The sequence below is a fragment of the Burkholderia sp. Ac-20353 genome (assembly GCF_017104785.1).
Taxonomy (GTDB): domain Bacteria; phylum Pseudomonadota; class Gammaproteobacteria; order Burkholderiales; family Burkholderiaceae; genus Burkholderia.
This window is the reverse complement of the sequence record NZ_JAAGPL010000167.1, coordinates 1-19,348: the sequence shown is the minus strand read 5'-3', so window position 1 is coordinate 19,348 and position 19,348 is coordinate 1. Positions and strand designations below refer to the sequence as shown.

General features: G+C 66.9%; 21 protein-coding genes and 1 pseudogene. 11 read left to right on the top strand and 11 right to left on the bottom strand.

Annotation, left to right across the window (positions count from 1 at the left end; translation table 11 throughout):
* The 3 genes and pseudogenes from G3N94_RS31305 to G3N94_RS31295 form a co-directional block, all read left to right on the top strand.
* Window positions 1-1,042: hypothetical protein (locus tag G3N94_RS31305; protein WP_205797138.1), on the top strand; the 1,042-nt coding region annotated here is incomplete at its 5' end.
* 22 nt (window positions 1,043-1,064) lie between these two features.
* Window positions 1,065-2,543: pseudogene (locus tag G3N94_RS31300) on the top strand (sigma-54 dependent transcriptional regulator); the annotation flags it as partial.
* Between the two features lie 202 nt (window positions 2,544-2,745).
* A complete protein-coding gene (locus tag G3N94_RS31295) occupies window positions 2,746-3,246 on the top strand; it encodes a dihydrofolate reductase (protein ID WP_205797136.1) in 501 nt (166 codons plus the stop codon).
* Between the two features lie 123 nt (window positions 3,247-3,369).
* Here the strand turns inward: G3N94_RS31295 and pmbA are convergent, their stop codons facing one another.
* A complete protein-coding gene (gene pmbA / locus G3N94_RS31290; RefSeq protein WP_205797133.1) occupies window positions 3,370-4,740 on the bottom strand; it encodes a metalloprotease PmbA in 1,371 nt (456 codons plus the stop codon).
* 127 nt (window positions 4,741-4,867) lie between these two features.
* Between pmbA and yjgA the strand changes: the two genes are divergently transcribed.
* Together yjgA and mog are read left to right on the top strand one after the other, a co-directional pair.
* Complete coding sequence (gene yjgA / locus G3N94_RS31285) at window positions 4,868-5,470, top strand: ribosome biogenesis factor YjgA (protein ID WP_277398585.1); 603 nt, start codon at window positions 4,868-4,870, stop codon at window positions 5,468-5,470.
* Window positions 5,454-6,062, top strand: coding sequence for a molybdopterin adenylyltransferase (gene mog, locus G3N94_RS31280; protein ID WP_205797130.1), 609 nt, complete (start codon window positions 5,454-5,456; stop codon window positions 6,060-6,062). Before yjgA ends, mog begins: the two co-directional genes overlap by 17 nt.
* Window positions 6,063-6,122: 60 nt before the next feature.
* Here mog and orn read toward each other — a convergent pair whose 3' ends face one another.
* The gene (orn, locus tag G3N94_RS31275; protein ID WP_205797128.1) at window positions 6,123-6,743 is read right to left on the bottom strand and encodes an oligoribonuclease; all 621 of its coding nucleotides are present in this window, start codon (window positions 6,741-6,743) and stop codon (window positions 6,123-6,125) included.
* A gap of 114 nt (window positions 6,744-6,857) precedes the next feature.
* Between orn and G3N94_RS31270 the strand changes: the two genes are divergently transcribed.
* From G3N94_RS31270 to G3N94_RS31260, 3 genes are all read left to right on the top strand, one after another.
* Window positions 6,858-8,117, top strand: coding sequence for a M48 family metallopeptidase (locus G3N94_RS31270; protein WP_205797126.1), 1,260 nt, complete (start codon window positions 6,858-6,860; stop codon window positions 8,115-8,117).
* Window positions 8,114-9,058 carry a ribosome small subunit-dependent GTPase A gene (gene rsgA / locus G3N94_RS31265; protein WP_205797124.1) on the top strand — a complete coding sequence of 315 codons (945 nt, stop codon included), beginning with the start codon at window positions 8,114-8,116 and terminating at the stop codon, window positions 9,056-9,058. Before G3N94_RS31270 ends, rsgA begins: the two co-directional genes overlap by 4 nt.
* A gap of 76 nt (window positions 9,059-9,134) precedes the next feature.
* Complete coding sequence (locus G3N94_RS31260) at window positions 9,135-9,452, top strand: DUF2007 domain-containing protein (RefSeq protein ID WP_205797122.1); 318 nt, start codon at window positions 9,135-9,137, stop codon at window positions 9,450-9,452.
* 74 nt (window positions 9,453-9,526) lie between these two features.
* Here the strand turns inward: G3N94_RS31260 and G3N94_RS31255 are convergent, their stop codons facing one another.
* The 6 genes from G3N94_RS31255 to rpsP form a co-directional block, all read right to left on the bottom strand.
* Window positions 9,527-10,465: a CobD/CbiB family protein gene (locus G3N94_RS31255; protein ID WP_205797119.1), complete on the bottom strand. Its 939-nt coding sequence runs from the start codon at window positions 10,463-10,465 to the stop codon at window positions 9,527-9,529.
* Between the two features lie 119 nt (window positions 10,466-10,584).
* Window positions 10,585-11,271 carry a CoA pyrophosphatase gene (locus G3N94_RS31250; RefSeq protein ID WP_205797118.1) on the bottom strand — a complete coding sequence of 229 codons (687 nt, stop codon included), beginning with the start codon at window positions 11,269-11,271 and terminating at the stop codon, window positions 10,585-10,587.
* 88 nt (window positions 11,272-11,359) lie between these two features.
* Window positions 11,360-11,749, bottom strand: a complete 390-nt coding sequence (gene rplS, locus G3N94_RS31245) for a 50S ribosomal protein L19 (RefSeq protein ID WP_124599106.1) — start codon at window positions 11,747-11,749, stop codon at window positions 11,360-11,362.
* Between the two features lie 136 nt (window positions 11,750-11,885).
* On the bottom strand, window positions 11,886-12,680 hold the full coding sequence (gene trmD / locus G3N94_RS31240; RefSeq protein ID WP_205797115.1) for a tRNA (guanosine(37)-N1)-methyltransferase TrmD: 795 nt from the start codon (window positions 12,678-12,680) through the stop codon (window positions 11,886-11,888).
* A complete protein-coding gene (rimM, locus tag G3N94_RS31235; protein WP_205797112.1) occupies window positions 12,681-13,358 on the bottom strand; it encodes a ribosome maturation factor RimM in 678 nt (225 codons plus the stop codon). It abuts the gene before it with no gap.
* 42 nt (window positions 13,359-13,400) lie between these two features.
* Window positions 13,401-13,655, bottom strand: a complete 255-nt coding sequence (gene rpsP / locus G3N94_RS31230; protein ID WP_006050280.1) for a 30S ribosomal protein S16 — start codon at window positions 13,653-13,655, stop codon at window positions 13,401-13,403.
* A gap of 154 nt (window positions 13,656-13,809) precedes the next feature.
* On the opposite strand from rpsP, the gene G3N94_RS31225 reads away from it, so the two are divergent.
* Together G3N94_RS31225 and G3N94_RS31220 are read left to right on the top strand one after the other, a co-directional pair.
* Window positions 13,810-14,949, top strand: a complete 1,140-nt coding sequence (locus tag G3N94_RS31225) for a PQQ-dependent sugar dehydrogenase (RefSeq protein WP_205797109.1) — start codon at window positions 13,810-13,812, stop codon at window positions 14,947-14,949.
* Between the two features lie 124 nt (window positions 14,950-15,073).
* Window positions 15,074-15,544: a TM2 domain-containing protein gene (locus G3N94_RS31220; RefSeq protein ID WP_205797141.1), complete on the top strand. Its 471-nt coding sequence runs from the start codon at window positions 15,074-15,076 to the stop codon at window positions 15,542-15,544.
* 22 nt (window positions 15,545-15,566) lie between these two features.
* Here the strand turns inward: G3N94_RS31220 and G3N94_RS31215 are convergent, their stop codons facing one another.
* A complete protein-coding gene (locus G3N94_RS31215) occupies window positions 15,567-16,778 on the bottom strand; it encodes a PA0069 family radical SAM protein (protein WP_205797107.1) in 1,212 nt (403 codons plus the stop codon).
* Between the two features lie 80 nt (window positions 16,779-16,858).
* On the bottom strand, window positions 16,859-17,347 hold the full coding sequence (locus tag G3N94_RS31210; RefSeq protein WP_205797105.1) for an Lrp/AsnC ligand binding domain-containing protein: 489 nt from the start codon (window positions 17,345-17,347) through the stop codon (window positions 16,859-16,861).
* 145 nt (window positions 17,348-17,492) lie between these two features.
* On the opposite strand from G3N94_RS31210, the gene G3N94_RS31205 reads away from it, so the two are divergent.
* Window positions 17,493-18,779: a D-amino acid dehydrogenase gene (locus tag G3N94_RS31205; RefSeq protein WP_205797103.1), complete on the top strand. Its 1,287-nt coding sequence runs from the start codon at window positions 17,493-17,495 to the stop codon at window positions 18,777-18,779.
* Window positions 18,780-18,870: 91 nt separating this feature from the next.
* Here the strand turns inward: G3N94_RS31205 and G3N94_RS31200 are convergent.
* On the bottom strand, window positions 18,871-19,348 hold a 478-nt coding region (locus G3N94_RS31200), incomplete at its 5' end, for an acyl-CoA dehydrogenase C-terminal domain-containing protein (RefSeq protein ID WP_205797101.1).

Genomic DNA, 19,348 nt, shown 5'->3' with positions numbered 1-19,348 from the left:
ACCGCCGCCCGCGGGCAGCGCCGAAACCGGTGCGCCGGGCACACCCGGCGCCGTCGGCACCGCGCAGAAAGCGGCCGAGCCGACCCGCACCGCGGCCGAGGACGCGGTCGTGCAGCGCGAGCACGCGCCGCTCTTCGACCGCAAGCTGACGATCGACTGGGGGATCAGCGACACCTACTACGACCGTCGGCAACTGCAGCTGTCCGGCTTCCTCGCGCTCGACGCGATCTTCCTCGGCAACCTGAATCTCGGTCAGACGAAGTCGCACCAGCTGATGTCCGACGTGGACGTGCGCTACGGCCTCACCGACCGCATCAGCGTCGACGCCGACGTGCCGTACATGTATCGCACGTCGACCTTCATCAACGGCGGCGCGGGCGGCGCGGCGAACACGCTGTCCGATACCGCGGTGAATTCGCACGCGCTCGGCGACGTGAACTTCGGCATCTACTACCAGTTCGTCAAGGAGCACGGCAGCGTGCCGGACGTCGTCGGTAGCCTGCGCGTGAAGTCGCCGACCGGCACGTCGCCGTTCGGCATCAAGCTGCTGCAGGCCGACGCGAGCAACACGAACCTCGTCGCGCCGAGCAAGCTGCCGACCGGCACCGGCTTCTGGAGCATCACGGCCGGGCTGTCCGCGCTGAAGACCTACGACCCGATCGTGCTGTTCGGCAGCGTGTCCTATACGTACAACGTCGCGCGCTCGTTTGCAGACATCTCGTCGGTGGTCGGCCAGACGCAGCCCGCGAAAGTGAAGCTCGGCGACATCGTCCAGCTCGGCGGCGGCGTCGCCCTCGCGTTCTCCGAGCGCGACTCGGCGAGCATCGCCTACACGATGGCGATCGAGCCGTCGACCCGCACCCAGGCGCCCGGCGGCGAGTGGCAGCGCGTGCCGGGCAGCCAGACGACCGCATCGACACTGGGCTTCGGCCTCAACCATGTGTTCAACAAACACCTGACGATGAATGCGTCGGTCGCGATCGGGCTCACGCCCGATGCGCCGAACTACGTCGTCGGACTGCGCTTCCCGTATACGTTCTGAAGCGCGACACCGCAGCGAGGATATCGTGCACGACTCCCGCCCCGACTCACCTGCCGCCCCTCCAGGTTTCGTGCCGCGACTGACGATCGCGCACTCGGACGGGCCCGGGACCGGCCACTTGCCTGCCGTCCGGCCACTCGTGTATCTGTCGCGCCGTCCCGACGCGGCGCTCGTCGCGCATCTGCGAGAGCGACGCTGGAACGTGCTCGGCGCGAAATCCGCGCACGACGTGCAGCGGCTCGTGAAGCCGGAAGTCGCGCACGCGGGCATCGTCGATCTCGACGGCTTCGCGGCGCGCGACCTGCCCGCGCTCGAGCCGGTCCTGCGCCATCAGCAGATCGGCTGGATCGCGCTCGCCGACGCCGCGCGCCTCGCCGAGCCCGACATCCGCAAGCTGATCCGCCAATGCTGTTTCGATTACGTGAAGGGCCCGCCGACCCATACGACGATCGACTACCTGATCGGCCACGCGTACGGCATGGTGACGCTGTGTGACCTCGAGCTCGCAACCGACGTCGCGGCAACCGGCGACGACGAAATGGTCGGCACCTGCGACGCGATGCAGCAATTGTTCCGCACGATCCGCAAGGTCGCGAACACCGACGCCACAGTGTTCATTTCCGGCGAATCGGGCACCGGCAAGGAGCTGACCGCGCTCGCGATCCACGAGCGCTCCACGCGCCGCAAGGCACCGTTCGTCGCGATCAACTGCGGTGCGATTCCGCATCACCTGCTGCAGTCCGAACTGTTTGGCTATGAACGCGGCGCGTTCACCGGCGCGAACCAGCGCAAGATCGGCCGCGTCGAGGCCGCGCACGGCGGCACGCTGTTCCTCGACGAAATCGGCGACATGCCGCTCGAAAGCCAGGCGAGCATGCTGCGCTTCCTGCAGGAAGGCCGGATCGAGCGGCTCGGCGGCCACGAATCGATCCCGGTCGACGTGCGGATCGTTTCGGCGACGCACGTCGATCTCGAGGCGGCGATGCACGACGGGCGCTTTCGCACGGACCTGTTCCACCGCCTGTGCGTGCTGCGCATCGACGAGCCGCCGCTGCGCGCACGCGGCAAGGACATCGAACTGCTCGCGCACCATGTGCTGCTGAAATTCCGCAGCGACGGTGCACGCAAGATCCGCGGCTTCACGCCGTGCGCGATCGAAGCGATGTACAGCTACCCGTGGCCCGGCAACGTGCGCGAGCTGATCAACCGGATCCGCCGCGCGATCGTGATGGCGGACAGCCGGCTGATCTCGGCGGCCGATCTCGATCTCGGGCAGTACACGGTGCAGCAGTCGACGACGCTCGCCGAAGCGCGCGAGCGCGCGGAAAGGCGCGCGATCGAGGCCGCGCTGCTGCGCCACCGGCACCGGCTCGCGGAAGCGGCTGCGGAACTCGGCATTTCGCGCGTCACGCTGTACCGGCTGATGGGTGCGCACGGGTTGCGCGACCTGTCGGATACCGAGCAGCGCGCGGCGGCGGGCGACGACGAGCACGGCGGGTAAGCACGTACGTGCGACGTAACGCGTAGCATGATGATGCGCGGCATGCGTCGGCGGCCGTTGGTCCGGCTGCGCACCGCATCACGCGTGCGATGCAGGCGCACGCGGCAACGCGCCCCACGCGCGCCGCCGCGCGCGATGCCCGGCCCGCACCGGCATTCCGGTAAAATCAGCGCCATTCCGGTTTTCCCTCTTTCCGACCTTCATGACGACGCTGACCCTGATCGTCGCGCGCGCCCGCAACGGCATCATCGGCCGCGACAACCAGTTGCCCTGGAAACTTCCCGAAGATCTCGCGTTCTTCAAGCGCACGACGATGGGCGCACCGATCGTGATGGGCCGCAAGACCCACGAATCGATCGGCCGGCCGCTGCCGGGCCGCCGCAATATCGTCGTCACGCGCGACGCAGCGCGCCGCTTCGACGGCTGCGATACCGTCACGTCGCTCGCCGACGCGCTCGCGCTCGCCGCCCAGGACGGCGCGGCCGAGGCATTCCTGATCGGCGGCGCGCAGCTCTATGCGGAAGGCCTTGCGCTCGCCGACAAGCTGATCGTTACCGAAATCGACGCCGACTTCGACGGCGACGCGTCGTTCCCCGCGCCCGATCCCGCGCACTGGCAGCAAGTGTCGCGCGACGCGCACGAGGCGGCCGCACCGAACACGTTTGGCTACGCGTTCGTCGTCTACGCACGCAAGCGCAGTTGACGCGCGGCATGCGCAATACAAAAAGCCCGACCGGCACGCTCGCCGGTCGGGCTTTGTTTTTTGGTCGGGCGAGCCGACGCGGGCCGCGCACTGCGGCGCCGCATCATCGGGCCGTCATGCCGCTTACTGCCCGGCGATCGTCATCTGCTCGATCAGCACCGAGCCGGTTTCCTTCGTGCCGCGCACGATCGAATCCGCGCCGATCGCGACGATGTGCCGGAACATCTCCTGCAGCGTGCTCGCGACGGTGATCTCCTCGACCGGATACTGGATCACGCCGTTCTCGACCCAGAAGCCCGCCGCGCCGCGCGAATAGTCGCCCGTCACGTAGTTCACGCCCTGCCCCATCAGTTCGGTCAGCAACAGGCCGGTACCGAGCTTCTTCAGCATCGCGTCGAAATCGTCGCCCGGCTGCGTATTGCTGCTGCGCAGCGCGAGATTGTGCGAGCCGCCCGCGTTGCCGGTCGTCTGCGTGCCGAGCTTGCGCGCCGAGTAGGTCGACAGGAAATAACCCTCGACGACGCCGTCCTTGACGACGCTGCGCGCCCGCGTGCGCACGCCTTCCTCGTCGAACGGCGCGCTGCCCATCGCGCGCAACACGTGCGGATCCTCGACGACCTGGACATGCGGCGCGAACACCGGCTTGCCGAGGCTGTCGACGAGGAACGACGTCTTGCGGTACAGCGCGCCGCCGCTCACCGCCTGCACGAACGCGCCGAGCAGGCCGGCCGCGAGCGGCGCCTCGAACAGCACCGGCACCTTGCGGGTATCGAGGCGGCGCGCGCCCATCCGCGCGAGCGCGCGTTCGGCGGCGTAACGGCCGACCGCTTCCGGCGCCGCGAGATCGGCCGCGCTGCGCTTCGACGAATACCAGTCGTCGCGCTGCATGTGGCGGCCGCTGCCCGCGATCGGCGCGCACGCGATGTAGTGACGCGAGTACGGATAGCCGGCGAGGAAACCGCGCGACGTCGCGAGCACGAACTGCGAATGCTGCGCCGACACGCTCGCGCCCTCCGAATTGCGGATCTGCGGGCTGACCGCGAACGCGGCATCCTCCGCGCGACGGGCGAGCTCGACCGCGTCGTCGGCCGACAGGTCCCACGGATGATAGAGATCGAGATCGCGCGGCGCCGTCTCGAGCAGGTCGGCCTCGGCGAGCCCCGCCGCATCGTCCTCGGCGGTGAAGCGCGCGATGTTGTACGCGGCGGCGACGGTGTCCTTGATCGCGTCCGGCGAGAAATCCGACGTGCTCGCGTTGCCGCGCTTCTTGCCGATGAACACGGTCACGCCGACCATCTTGTCACGGTTGTGCTCGATCGTCTCGACTTCACCGCGGCGCACCGACACCGACAGGCCGTCACCTTCGGAGATTTCGGTCGCGGCGTCCGTCGCGCCGAGCGCCTTCGCATGCCGGAGGATGTCCGAGGCGATTTCTTTCAGCTGATCCTGCGAATGCGGGAAATAGCGCGCTTGCGTGTCGAGATTGGCAGCCATCTTCGTTTTATCCGGTGACGGGCTCGCGGCCCGCGTGTTCAAAATGTCGTATCCCGCGATCATAGCAAGGTCCGGGACACCGCAACGTAGAAGCTTGGGGCGCCCGCGGCGCGATACAATGCCGTCCATGACACGCAAAACCCGTATTCAGCCGATCGAGCACGCCGACGACGACGCCGGCCACGGCTACGATCGCCCCAGCAAATCCCAGTTGAAGCGCGATATGCACGCGCTGCAGGAACTTGGCCAGGCCCTCGTCGATCTGCCGAAAGACGCGCTCAAGCGGATGCCGATGCCCGAAGCCCTCGGTGACGCGGTGCGCGAAGCACGCCGCATCACCGATCACGAAGGCAAGCGCCGCCAGCTCCAGTACGTCGGCCGCGTGATGCGCACGCTGACCGACGACGAGACGGCCGCGCTGCGCACCGCGCTCGACGCGCAGCGCGGCGTGAACAAGGCCGCGACGGCCCGCCTGCACTGGATCGAACGCACCCGCGAGCAGCTCCTCGCCAACGACGACGCGCTGACCGAGTTCATCCACCAGCACCCGGACGCCGACGTGCAGGAAGGCCGTACGCTGATCCGCAATGCGCGCAGGGAAACGCAGCAAAACAAGCCGCCGCGCTACTACCGCGAGCTGTTCCAGTGGATCAAGACCGCGAGCGGCGCGCCCGACACCGACGACGACACCCCCGAAGCCAGCGGTGACGACGATGACGACGAAGCGTAAACATCCGGACGAGCTGGTGGTCGGCCTCGTGTCGATCAGCGACCGCGCAAGCAGCGGCGTCTACGAGGACAAAGGCATTCCGGCGCTGCAGGACTGGCTCGCCGCCGCGCTGACATCCCCGTGGCGCGCCGAGACGCGGCTGATCCAGGACGACGCGGCGACGATCTCGGCGACGCTCGTCGAGCTCGTCGACACGGTCGGCTGCGACCTCGTGCTGACGACGGGCGGCACCGGCCCCGCGCGCCGCGACGTGACGCCCGAGGCGACACTCGCGGTGGCGACGAAGGAAATGCCGGGATTCGGCGAGCAGATGCGGCAGATCAGCCTGAATTTCGTGCCGACCGCGATCCTGTCGCGGCAGGTCGCGGTGATCCGCGAGACGGCCGATCACGCGGCCCTGATCGTCAACCTGCCGGGTCAGCCGAAATCGATCAAGGAAACCCTCGAAGGGCTGCGCGACGCGGACGGCAAGGCCACCGTGCCCGGCATCTTCGCCGCGGTGCCCTACTGCATCGACCTGATCGGCGGCCCGTACATCGAGACCGACGCCGCGGTGGTCGCGGCGTTCCGGCCGAAGAGCGCGCAGCGCTGAGCGTGTACCGGGCGCTGATCGGCGGCCGGCCCGCTCAGGCAGTCCGCTCCAGCAGTCCGCTCAGGCGGCCGGCGCGGATTCGCCCGTCGGCGCCGGCGCGCCCGGAATCAGGAAATGCTCGCGGTAGTACTTCAGCTCGTCGATCGACTCATGGATGTCGGCGAGCGCCGTATGCATCGCGCGCTTCTGGAAGCCCTTGTAGATCGCCGGCTGCCAGCGGCGGCACAGCTCCTTCAGCGTGCTGACGTCGAGGTTGCGATAGTGGAAGAACCGCTCGAGATCGGGCATCCAGCGCGCCATGAAGCGGCGGTCCTGGCAGATCGAGTTGCCGCACATCGGCGACTTGCCGGGCGACGCATACTGGACGAGAAACGCCTGGAGCTGCGCGGCGGCCTCGGCTTCGGTGACCGTCGACGCGCGCACGCGGTCGATCAGGCCCGAGCGGCCATGCGTGTTCTTGTTCCAGTCGTCCATCTTGGCGAGCGTCGCGTCGCTCTGGTGGATCGCGAACACGGGGCCTTCGACCGCGATGTCGAGCGTCGAGTTGGTCACGACGACCGCGACCTCGATGATGCGGTCGTTATCCGGGTCGAGGCCCGTCATTTCCATGTCGAGCCAGACGAGATTCAGCTCGTTGCGCACGAGTTCGGGCTGGCTGGCGGAAGCGGGGGTATCGGTCATGAGTCATCCTGGAAAATGGCGGACGGCGTGCTGCGCCGCGGCGGCCCGCGTCGCGTCAGCGGGCCCGGTCCGCAAGAACATATAATTCTCGCATAGAACCCTTTGGCGCCTTCGATGTCACCTTTTTCGTTCACCCTGCTGTTCGCGCTCGCCGTGCTCGCGATGGTCGTCACCAAGCTGTGGCTTGCGTCGCGGCAGATCCGCTTCGTCGCCGCGCACCGTAACCGCGTGCCCGCGCAGTTCAGCGCAACCATCCCGCTGTCCGCGCACCAGCGCGCGGCCGACTACACGGTCGAGCGCACCCGCCTGACGATGGTCGAGATCGTCGTCAGCGCGGCCGTGCTCGTCGGTCTCACGCTGCTCGGCGGCGTCGGCGCGCTCGACACGCTGCTGAGCGGCTGGTTCGGCCGCGGCTACGGGCAGCAGGTCGCGCTCGTCGGTGCGGTGTTCGCGATCACGAGCGTGATCGACGTGCCGTTCGAGTATTACCGCCAGTTCGGCATCGAGGATCGCTTCGGCTTCAACCGGATGCCGAAGCGCCTGTTCTTCACCGACATGCTGAAGAACGCGCTGCTCGGCGCCGTGCTCGGCCTGCCGCTGCTGTTCGTCGTGCTGTGGCTGATGAACAAGGCAGGCAGCCTGTGGTGGCTGTGGACGTGGATCGTCTGGGTCGCGTTCCAGATGCTCGTGCTGTTGATCTACCCGACCTTCATCGCCCCGCTCTTCAACAAGTTCGAGCCGCTCAAGGACGACGCGCTGCGCGCGCGCATCGAGTCGCTGATGAAGCGTTGCGGCTTCGCGGCAAAGGGCCTGTTCGTGATGGACGGCAGCCGCCGGTCCGCACACGGCAACGCCTACTTCACCGGCTTCGGCGCGTCGAAGCGAATCGTGTTCTTCGACACGCTGCTCGCGCGCCTGTCCGGCGAGGAGATCGAGGCCGTGCTCGCGCACGAACTCGGCCATTTCAAGCGCCGCCACGTGATGAAGCGCATGCTCGTGTCGTTCGTGCTGAGCCTCGCGCTGCTTGCGCTGCTCGGCTGGCTCGCGCAACGCGCATGGTTCTATACGGGGCTCGGCGTGATGCCGTCGCTCGATTCCAGCAACGCCGGCGCCGCGCTCGTGCTGTTCTTCCTCGCGATCCCCGTGTTCCTGTTCTTCGCGACGCCGGTCGGCAGCCTGACATCGCGCAAGCACGAATTCGAGGCCGATGCGTTCGCCGCCAGCCAGACCCAGGCGCAGGACCTCGTCAGTGCGCTGGTGAAGCTGTACGAGGACAACGCGTCGACGCTGACGCCCGACCCCGTTTACACGGCCTTTTACTACTCGCATCCGCCCGCTTCGCAGCGGATCGACCGCCTGATGCAGCACGCATGAGCCGGCCGACCTCCCGCAAGCCGGCCCCGCGCGCGTCGGGCGCGGAACGTGCCGAGGGCCGCGTGATCGCGGCGCACGGCCGCCACTACATCGTCTCGCCCGACGACGGCGGCCTGATGCTGCAGTGCTTCCCGCGCGGCAAGAAGAGCGACATCGCGGTCGGCGACCGCGTCGTGTATGAACTCGCGTCCGCCGACCAGGGCGTGATCGTCGAGATCGGCGAGCGGCGCAACCTGCTGTACCGCTCCGACCAGTTCAAGTCGAAGCTGTTCGCGGCCAATCTCGACCAGCTGCTGATCGTGCTCGCGACCGAGCCCTATTTCAGCGAGGACCTGCTCGGCCGCGCGCTGATCGCCGCCGAGGCCAACGACCTGAAGCCGCTCGTCGTGCTGAACAAGATCGACGTCGAGACCGCGCTGCCGGTTGCCCGCGAACGGCTCGCGCCGTATCGCGAGCTGGGCTACGACGTGCTCGAACTGTCGGTCAAGGGTGCGCCGGACGACGCGCGCGCGCAGTTGATGCCGCATCTCGCCGGCCACTCGACGATCCTGCTCGGCCAGTCGGGGATGGGCAAATCGACGCTCGTGAACCTGCTCGTGCCCGACGCGGAAGCCGCGACCCGCGAAATCTCGGCCGCGCTCAACAGCGGCCGGCACACGACGACGTTCACGCGCCTCTATCCGCTGCCCGCGTGCGACGGCGCGCTGATCGATTCGCCGGGATTCCAGGAATTCGGCCTCTATCATCTGACGGAAGGCCGCCTCGAGCGCGCGTTCCCGGAGTTCCGGCCGCTGCTCGCGCACTGTCGTTTCTATAATTGTCATCACCTGCACGAGCCGGGCTGCGCGATCCTGGAAGCCGTCGCCGACGGCCGCGTCGCGCCGTCGCGGCATGGGTTGTATGCGCAACTGGTGCACGAGGCGAGCCAGATCGTGCGTTGACGCTCCGGCAACCGGGGGGTGCCGGGGCGGCACACCTCCGGCACCAACAGGATCGACAGGAGCGACAGGAGCCGCAATGCGTTTCAAGGCACCGGATCTCGCGACCGCGCAGCATTGGGCGAACGTGCTCGAAGCGGCGGGAATCGGCTGCGAGCTGCACAATCGTTATGCGACGGGCGCGCTCGGCGGGCTTCCCGCCGATGCATGCGCGCCCGAAATCTGGCTCGACGACGAACGCGACGACGCGCTTGCGCGCCGCCTGCTCGACGCCGCATCGCACGGCCCGGCGGCCGGCGCGACGCCGTGGCGGTGCCGGCACTGCGGCGAGGAACTCGAAGCGCAGTTCACCGCGTGCTGGCATTGCGGCGCACTACGCGACCCGCGCGAAGACTGATCCAGCAAAAAGGCCGGCATCGAGACGGCCTTGTTCTTTCCCTGCCCGCGAGACGACGCGGTGCGGTGCTCGCGCTACGACACCCAGACGGCAAGCGTCAGCATCAGCAGCAGGATCATCCACAGAATCACCGCGCGCCACACGAGGCCGACCGCCGACTGCAGCGTGCGCGGCGTGCAATCGTCACCGACCGTCAGCGGACCGCTGTCGCCAACTGCCAGCGCGTCGAGGCTCGACGGCTCCGCGAGCGGCCCGGCCAGCCGCGCGCCGAGCGCACCGCTGCCCGCGGCCAGCAACACGCCGTCGTTCGGGTCGGGCCACTGGCGCGTGTGGTTGCGCCATGCGTAGATCGCATCCTCGAAGTTGCCGACGATCGCGAAACCGAGCGCCGTCAGCCGCGCCGGCACCCAGTCGATCACGAAGAACGCGCGCTGCGCGAACGTCGAAAATGCGGCGGTGCGGTCGTCGCCCGGCGTCGACCAGCTGCGCGCGAGGTATTCGGAAATGCGATACAGCACCGCGCCGGCCGGCCCGATCGGCAGCACGTACCAGAAGAACACGCCGAACACGTGACGATGCGATGCGACGACCGCATGGATCAACGTATGACGGACGATCTCGCCGACCGGCATGTCGACCGTATCGATGCCCGTCCACTCGCGCAGGATTTCGCGCGCGCGCGGCACGTCGTCGTTGTTGAGCGCGAGGTGGATATCGGTGAAGTAATGGCTGAACTGGCGGAAACCGAGCGTGAAATACACGACCGCGACGTTCCACAGGAACGCGAGCACGAAGCTCACCTTGTACAGCAGGAAATAGATTAGCGCGACGACCAGCACCCACGGCAGCACGACCGCGAGCCACGCGAGGATGCCGTGCTTTTGCTTGCCGGCGTCGAGGCCATGCGCGACGGTTTCCGCATGAAACTGGAACAGCGCGAAGACCGGATTGCTCGGCGACAACGCGCGCACCTGTTCGATGATGAGGGCAAGGAGAACCGAAAAGAAAGTCATGCGTGGCGCCGTCTTCGGGTTATGTCACTTTTTGCATAACGATAGCACAGCGTAAGCCACGAAGGGCTGCCAGCGCCGGCAGCCGGCGGCCAGTCAGGTGCGCGTGGCGGCGCACCGCATCATCCGGCGGCCAAGAAGCGGTAAAGATTGCGCAACATGCCGGCAGTTGCGCCCCAGATGAAGTAATCACCACCCGCGTCGCCGCGCGGATAAGGCATCGCAAAAAAACGACGCTCGCCGCCGTCCCAGCGGAATACCCGCACCTGGTGGTTGGCCGGATTCATCAGGAACGCGAGCGGCACCTCGAAGATCTCGGCAACCTCGAACGTATCGGCCTGCACCGTGAACGGCGGATGCACGAGGCCGACGACGGGCGCGACGCAAAAACCGGTGCCCGTCAGGTAGTCCGGCAATGCGCCGAGGATCTCGACCCGCTCGCTGTCGAGCCCGATCTCCTCCTTCGTCTCGCGCAGCGCAGTCGCGGTTGCGTCGCGGTCGAACGGCTCGCGCCGGCCGCCGGGAAAGCTGACCTGTCCGGCGTGGTCATTCAGATGGTCGGCTCGCTGGGTCAGCAGCACGGTGAGGCCGGCTTCGCGGACGACGAGCGGCACGAGCACGGCAGCACTGCGCGGATCGACGCCTTCGGTGAGCCGGGCTTCGAAGGGTTCGGCGGTCCATTCGAGCGGGAGGGCGAAGCGCTCGCGCATGCCGGACGGCGTCATCCGTTCGCGATCGATGGACGGCAGCCCGGCGCTGGTGCCTTCAATCGGCAGCACTTCGGGATCGACGATGGGGCGGCGGTTCAATGGAGCTCTCTTGATTCGGGTCGAGATGAGCATATTGTCGCGCCAGAATGAAAAAAGCACCCGGGTGGGTGCTTTTTCCTTACAGCTCTTACGCTTGGGTAGCTGCGGCGCGATCCTTCGACACCAGCTTTTCCTTGATTCGAGCCGACTTGCCCGAACGCTCGCGCAGGTAGTACAGCTTTGCGCGACGCACGTCGCCGCGACGCTTCACGACGATGCTCGCCAGCAGCGGCGAGTACGTCTGGAACGTACGCTCAACGCCTTCGCCCGACGAGATCTTGCGGACGATGAACGCCGAGTTGAGGCCACGGTTGCGCTTCGCGATCACGACGCCTTCGTAAGCCTGAACGCGCTTGCGGTTACCTTCAACCACGTTCACGTTCACGATCACCGTATCGCCCGGGGCGAATTCGGGGATCGTCTTGCCTGCGAGCGCGCGCTCGATTTCTTCCTGCTCAAGCTTTGCAATCAGATTCATCACTGACTCCTAAAACCATCTTGTCGGCGTTTGCGCCCGCCCGTTCCCAGGCTTGGCCCCGATAGAGGATGGGTTCACATCAGGCACCGCACACGCATGTACGGTACCCCCAAAATTCCCGCCCGCGAGCACCGCCTCAGGAGGCGTCCTTCGCTTCGCGCGCGAGGTTCGCGAGCCATGCCTCGTCGGCACGGCTCAGCAACTTGTCGCGACGCGCCCGGGCGATCAGGTCCGGGCGCTTCAGCCACGTATTCTTCAATGCTTCCTGGCGCCGCCAGCGCTCGATCTCGGCATGGTGGCCACCGAGCAGCACGTCCGGTACGCGCATGCCCTCGTATTCTTCCGGGCGCGTGTAGTGCGGACAATCGAGCAGGCCGCCGACGAAGCTGTCCTGCACGGCCGACTGCGCATCGTTCAGCACACCGGGCAGCAGGCGCACGACAGCATCCATCATTGCCATCGCCGGCAGTTCTCCGCCGGACAGTACGAAATCGCCGAGGCTGATCTCCTCGTCGACGCAACGGTCCAGCAGACGCTGGTCGATCGCTTCGTAGCGACCGCACAGCACGACGACACCCGGCTCCTGCGCCATCCGCTCGACGCGTTCGTGCGTCAGCGGCGCGCCCTGCGGCGACATCATCACGACCCGCGTGCTCGCGATACCCTGCTCCGCCTGCGCCGCCTTCGCGGCGCCGATCGCAGCCTCGAGCGGCCTGGCCAGCATCACCATGCCCGGACCGCCACCGTACGGGCGATCGTCGACCGTGCGGTAGTTGTCCGTCGTGAAGTCACGCGGATTCCAGGTGCGCAGCCCGAAGCGCCCCTGCTTGACCGCCCGGCTGGTAATCCCCCAGTCGGACAGTGCGCGGAACATTTCGGGAAAGAGCGTGACGACATCGAACTGCACCGCGCTCTCCGTGACCTGGTTCATTTAGTAATCGGCTTCCCAGTCGACGACGATGCGACGCGCCGCCTGATCCACCGTTTTGACGTACACGCCGACGAACGGGATCAACCGCTCGTCAGTGACCGACTGACCGTCTTTCCCGGTCGCCGGATATTCGATACGCATGATCGAATGCACGCCGTTGTCGATCATCCCGACCACCTTCCCGAGCGCCACCGATTGCTCGTTGACGACATCGAGGCCGATCAGGTCGACCCAATAAAACTCGTCCGACGCCAGCGCCGGAAAATCGTCGCGGCGCACGAACACGCGAAAGCCGCGCAACGCGAGCGCGGTATCGCGATCGCCGCAACCGGCAAGCTGCGCGACGACCGTGTCGCTATGCGTCTTCGCATGCGTGATGCGGGCCGCACGACGTTCGCCACCCCGCTCCAACCACCACTGGCGCGCGCTGAGCAGCGCATCGCCACCGCGGCCGGCATCGGCATGCGCCGCTACCTTGATCCAGCCCTTGAGGCCATAGGCATCGACCACCGCCCCGACCTCGACAGCGTCGTCGGGCAAGGACTGCACCCCTTCGAGGCCGCCTTGCTCGGCAGCCGCACCGGCGTTCGCGGCAGAACCGCGCTCGACCGGCTTGCGGACGAATGCGCCAAACGACGCTCGCCCGCGCCTTGCGTTACCGGAATCGTGATCCGACATCAATACACCTCACAGCCGGCACGACCGGCACACCGTGCCATGTTAGGCAGCCGGTTGCGCCTTTTGCGCTTCCTTCACGAGACGCTCGACGGTCGGCGACAGTTGCGCGCCAACGCCTTGCCAGTACGTCAGGCGGTCCTGAGCGATACGCAGCGATTCGCCCTTCGTAGCGACCGGGTTGTAGAAGCCGACGCGCTCGATGAAGCGGCCGTCACGACGGTTACGCGAATCGGTAGCGACGATGTTGTAGAACGGGCGCTTCTTCGAGCCGCCGCGAGCCAGACGGATGATAACCATATGAAATCCTTCGGGAAAACCGGGTTCGAAACTACTGAAACGTGCGATTATAGCTGGAAACCAGAGGCACAACAAACACTTACGCGCAAAAAATCCGCAAACGCCCCGTTCGCCGGACCTACAATCGTGCTGTCCAGGACTGTCCGCTGCCGCCATGCCGCCTCTTAGCGCCGTGGCGCGCCGCTTGCGGCGCCGCGTTGCGGGGCTGCTGGCCGGCGCCGTCTGTCTCGCCTGTGCAACGACGTTCGCCGCCGGCCCGCTGCCGGTGGACGCGCTCGTCGTGCCGCCCGGCTTCCAGGTGTCGCTACTCACCGACGCGGTGCCGACCGCACGCGAGATGACGTGGTCGCCGCGCGGCATCCTGTACGTCGGCAGCCGCGAAGGCCGCGTGCACGCACTCGTGATGCGCGACGGCCAGATCAGCGCACACCATGTGATCGCATCCGGGCTCGACATGCCGGTCGGCGTCGCGTGGCGGGATGGCGCATTGTTCGTGTCGGCCGTATCGCGTATTGTGCGCCTCGACCGCATCGACGACCAGCTAGCCGCACCGCCGAAGCCCGTCGTCGTCACCGACGCGCTGCCGACCGAGCACCAGCACGGCTGGAAATTCATCGCGTTCGGCCCCGACGGCAAGCTGTACGTGCCGACCGGCGCGCCGTGCAACGTCTGTCTCGCCGACCGCAACCGCTACGCGCTCATCGCGCGAATGAACGCGGACGGCAGCCATCGGGAAGTGGTCGCGCGCGGCGTGCGTAATACCGTCGGATTCGCGTGGCACCCTGACACGGGCGAGCTGTGGTTCACCGACAACGGCCGCGACTGGATGGGCGACGACGTGCCGGACGACAAGCTCAACCGCGCACCGCGCGCTGGCCTCGATTTCGGCTTCCCCTATTGCCACGGCGGCGACACGCCGGACCCCGAATACGGCGGCCCCGATGTGTGCCGTCACTATACGGGCCCCGTGCTGAAGCTCGGCGCACACGTCGCGTCGCTCGGCATGCGCTTCTATACGGGTGCGATGTTTCCGGCCGCGTATCGCAACAATATCTTCATCGCCGAACATGGCTCGTGGAACCGCAGCAGCAAGGTCGGCTATCGCGTGATGCGCGTCGTCGCGTCCGCCGACGGCAGCCACGCGCGGCAAATGCCGTTCGTGACCGGCTGGCTGCGACCCGACGGCTCCGTGTGGGGCCGCCCGGCCGACGTGCTGCCGCTGCCGGACGGTTCACTGCTCGTCAGCGACGACTATGCGGGCGCGATCTACCGCATAACCTATGCGGCACCTTGACGCAGACCGGGGATGACCGCCTGTACCTCGACATCGTAGAATGCGTGCCGGGCTGCACGCCCGCGCCGCGTCTGCGGCCATCCATTCCAACACCCCATTCCAGCGACAGTACGCCCGCCCATCCATGTCCAGCAGCAGCACCGCCCCGATCCGCCGCTTCCTCTCCAAGACGCTGACTGCCGCACTCGCCTTCCTGTTCGGCTCGATCGGCGCGCATCGCTTCTATCTGTATGGCTTCCGCGATGTATATGGCTGGGCACACCTGCTCGCGACGATCGTCGGCATCCCCGGCTTCCTGCTGCTCGCCGCCACCCAGCGCACCGCCGGCCTTGGCTGGTGGCTGGCCGCGCCTGGCGCGATCTCGCTGCTGGCCGCGTTCCTCGCGGCGATCGTCTATGGCCTGCGCCCGGACGAAAAATGGGATGCGCAATTCAACGCCGACACAGGCAAGCACAGCCGCTCCGGCTGGACGGTGATCTTCGTCGTGATCTTCTCGCTGCTGGTCGGCGCCTTCTTGCTGATGACCGCGCTCGCCATCTCGTTCCAGACCTACTTCGAATCGCAGGTCGAAGCGGCCAAGCAGATCTCGCAATGACCGGGCGGCAGCGCAGCGGAAACTAGAAAAGACTCAACTGCGCGTCGTCGCGCGAAATCGTGCCCGACGCCCGTGCGTTCGACCGCGGGATGGCCACCTTCCCTGCCCCCGACCCTCGAACGGCCGCCCCGCGCATGACTTGTCGCAACTCGCCGCCACCCTGAAACTGCGACAGGTCGAGAATGCCGTTCGCGCGCTCGTTCATCCCGAGCCGCCTGACCGCCTGACGAAAGCGCTGCTTCAACAGATCCGCCCAGATCCCCTCGCCCTTCATCCGCTTGCTGAAATCCGAGTCGTAGTCCTTGCCGCCGCGCATGTCGCGCACCCGGTTCATCACGCGCTCCGCCCGATCCGGGAAATGCGCGGTCAGCCAGTTCCGGAACAGCGGCGCGACTTCCCACGGCAGCCTCAGGATGATGTAGCTCGCGTGCGTCGCCCCCGCCTCCGCGCACGCTTCGAGCACCCGCTCCATGTCAGGCTCGGTGACGAACGGAATCACCGGCGCGATGCTCACGCCGACCGGCACCCCGGCCTCGCGCAACGCGCGGATCGTACGCAGCCGGCGGGCCGGCGTCGCTGCGCGCGGCTCGAGCGTGCGCGCGAGATCGGCGTCGAGCGTCGTGATCGTGACCGCCGCCATCACCTGTCCACGCTCGGCCATTGGCGCGAGCAGGTCGAGGTCGCGCTCGATCAGCGAAGACTTCGTGATCGCGGCAAACGGCAGCCCGCGATCGTGCATCACCTGGATCACGCTGCGCGTGATGCGCAGATCCCGTTCGACCGGCTGGTACGCATCGGTGTTGACCCCGAGCGCGATCGGCTCGGGCACGTAGTTTTTCCGGGAGATCTCGCGCTCGAGCAACTCGGCCGCGTTGACCTTCGCATAGATGCGGCTCTCGAAATCGAGCCCCGGCGACAGGCCGAGATAGCTGTGCGTCGGCCGCGCGAAGCAATAGATGCAGCCATGCTCGCAGCCGCGATAAGGATTGAGCGACACGCTGAACGGAATGTCGGGGGACTGGTTGCGCGTCAGGATGCTCTTCGCGCGCTCCTCGAACACCTGTGTGCGCAGCGGCGCCGGCAGGTCGGCGTCGTCCGCGTCGTGCGTCCAGCCGTCGTCGACCGACTCGCGCAGCGCCGTTTCATACCGCCCCTGCAGATTGTCGACCGCCCCGCGCCCCTTGCGGGGCATTGGCGGCGCAACCGGAAATTCGTTGTCGGATCGATCGCCCATCTCCACACCCCATCACTCGCGCCCAATACTGGATATTTATACAGTATTGGGCGCGGCATGCCAAGGGTGAAATCAGGCGCCTATTCGTCGACCGAAATCGTCAGCGTCTCCTTGATTTCCTCCATCACGACGTAGCTCTTCGACTGCACCGCGCCCGGCAGCTGCAGCAGGATGTCGCCGAGCAGCTTGCGGTAGTCGGCCATCTCGCCGATCCGCGCCTTGATCAGGTAATCGAAATCGCCGGACACGAGATGGCATTCGAGCACCTCGTCGATCTTCATCACTTCGCGGCGGAACTGCTCGAACATGTTGCCGCCCTTGTGGCCGAGCGTGATCTCGACGAACACCAGCAGCGCCGCACCGAGCTGGGCCGGATCGACCCGCGCGTGATAGCCGGTGATCACGCCATCGCGCTCCATGCGCCGCACGCGCTCGATGCAAGGCGTCACGGTCAGACCGACCTGTTCCGCGAGGTCCTTCATCGCCATCCGGCCGTCGTGCTGGAGCAGTTTGAGGATGCGCCGGTCGAGCTTGTCGAGCGTGCGTACCGGCTGGCGCTGAGTTCTCATGGTTTTTTTGCTGAAAAACAGAAAAATACGATAACAAAACCTATACCTTCGACAATACCATAGCGCAAAAAACTAGATCAGCTAGAGGTTACACGGAGCCGCGGGTGCGCCCGGCCTCGACCTGGTCCTTCCATCTGGAGCAGCTATGCGAGTCGTCGTTTTGGGCAGCGGTGTAGTGGGCGTGGCAAGCGCGTATTACCTCGCGCGTGCCGGGCATGAAGTCACGGTGATCGACCGGGAGGCCGGCCCGGCGCTCGAGACGAGCTTTGCGAACGCGGGCCAGATCTCGCCGGGCTATGCAGCGCCGTGGGCCGCGCCCGGCGTGCCGCTGAAGGCCGTCAAGTGGATGTTCGAGAAGCACGCGCCGCTCGCGATCCGGCTCGACGGCACCCGCTTCCAGCTCCAGTGGATGTGGCAGATGCTGCGCAACTGCACGGCCGAGCGCTATGCGATCAACAAGGGCCGCATGGTGCGGCTCGCCGAGTACAGCCGGGACTGCATCCAGACGCTGCGCGCCGACACCGGCATCCAGTACGAAGGCCGCACGGGCGGCACGCTGCAGCTGTTCCGCACGCAGCAGCAGCTCGACGGCGCCGCGAAGGATATCGCCGTGCTGCGCGAAGCGAATGTGCCGTTCGAACTGCTGTCGCCGGCCGAGCTGAAGAACGCCGAACCGGCGCTTGCCGCGGTGTCGCACAAGCTGACAGGCGGCCTGCGCCTGCCGGGCGACGAAACCGGCGACTGCCAGCTGTTCACGACGCGCCTCGCCGCGCTCGCCGAAGGGCTCGGCGTCAAGTTCCGCTACAACACGCCGATCGACGCGCTCGCGATCGCCGGCGGCAAGATCGCCGGCGTGCAGTGCGGCAGCGAGACCGTGCGCGCGGATGCGTACGTGGTCGCGCTCGGCTCGTATTCGACCCGCTTCATCGCGAACCTGATGAAGATTCCGGTCTACCCGCTCAAGGGCTACTCGATCACCGCGCCGATCGTCGACGCAGCGGCCGCACCGGTGTCGACCGTGCTCGACGAGACCTACAAGATCGCGATCACGCGTTTCGACCAGCGCATCCGCGTCGGCGGGATGGCCGAGATCGTCGGCTTCGACAAGAACCTGCGCGCCGCGCGCCGCGAAACGCTCGAGATGTGCGTGAACGACCTGTTCCCGGGTGGTGGCGACACGTCGAAGGCGACGTTCTGGACGGGCCTGCGCCCGATGACGCCGGACGGCACGCCGATCGTCGGCCGCACGACGCTGTCGAACCTGTTCCTGAACACCGGCCACGGCACGCTCGGCTGGACGATGTCGTGCGGTTCGGGCCAGCTGCTCGCAGACCTGATCTCGGGCAAGAAGCCCGCGATCCAGGCCGACGACCTGTCGGTGCACCGCTACCTGAAGGACGTGGCCGGCCAGCCGCGCCCTGCTTACGCGTAAGCCGCATCGGCCCGCCGCAACGCGGGCCGGTCGCAGTTGAAAAAAAGACGCCCGCGGGCGTCTTTTTGCATCGCATCGCCAGTTCGCGAGATCAGAACTGGTCTTCCGTCAATGCGAGCACGCCCGCGCTGCCCTTCGCGCTGACGATCGACGCTTCGAGCCCGGCCGCCTGCACAAGGATGTGTTCCGCGTAGAACTGCGCAATCGCGATCTTCGCATCATAGAACGCCGGATCGTTCGCGCGGTTCGCGTGCGCCGCCACCAGCGCGCGCGCCATCTGCCACCCGCACAGCACCACGCCCGCCAGCTTCAGATACGGCACGCTGCCCGCGAACACCGCGTTCGGGTCCTGCTTCGTGTTCGCGACCACATAATCGACCACCGCCGACAGCGCACGCGCGCCCTGCTCCAGCTGCGCCTTCATCGACGCCGCCGCTGCGCCGTCGAGCTTGCCCAGCGCGTCGACCGTCTGCCCGATCTCGCCGATCAGCGCCTTCGCGACCGCGCCGCCGTCGCGCAGCGTCTTGCGGCCGACCAGGTCGTTTGCCTGGATCGCCGTCGTGCCTTCG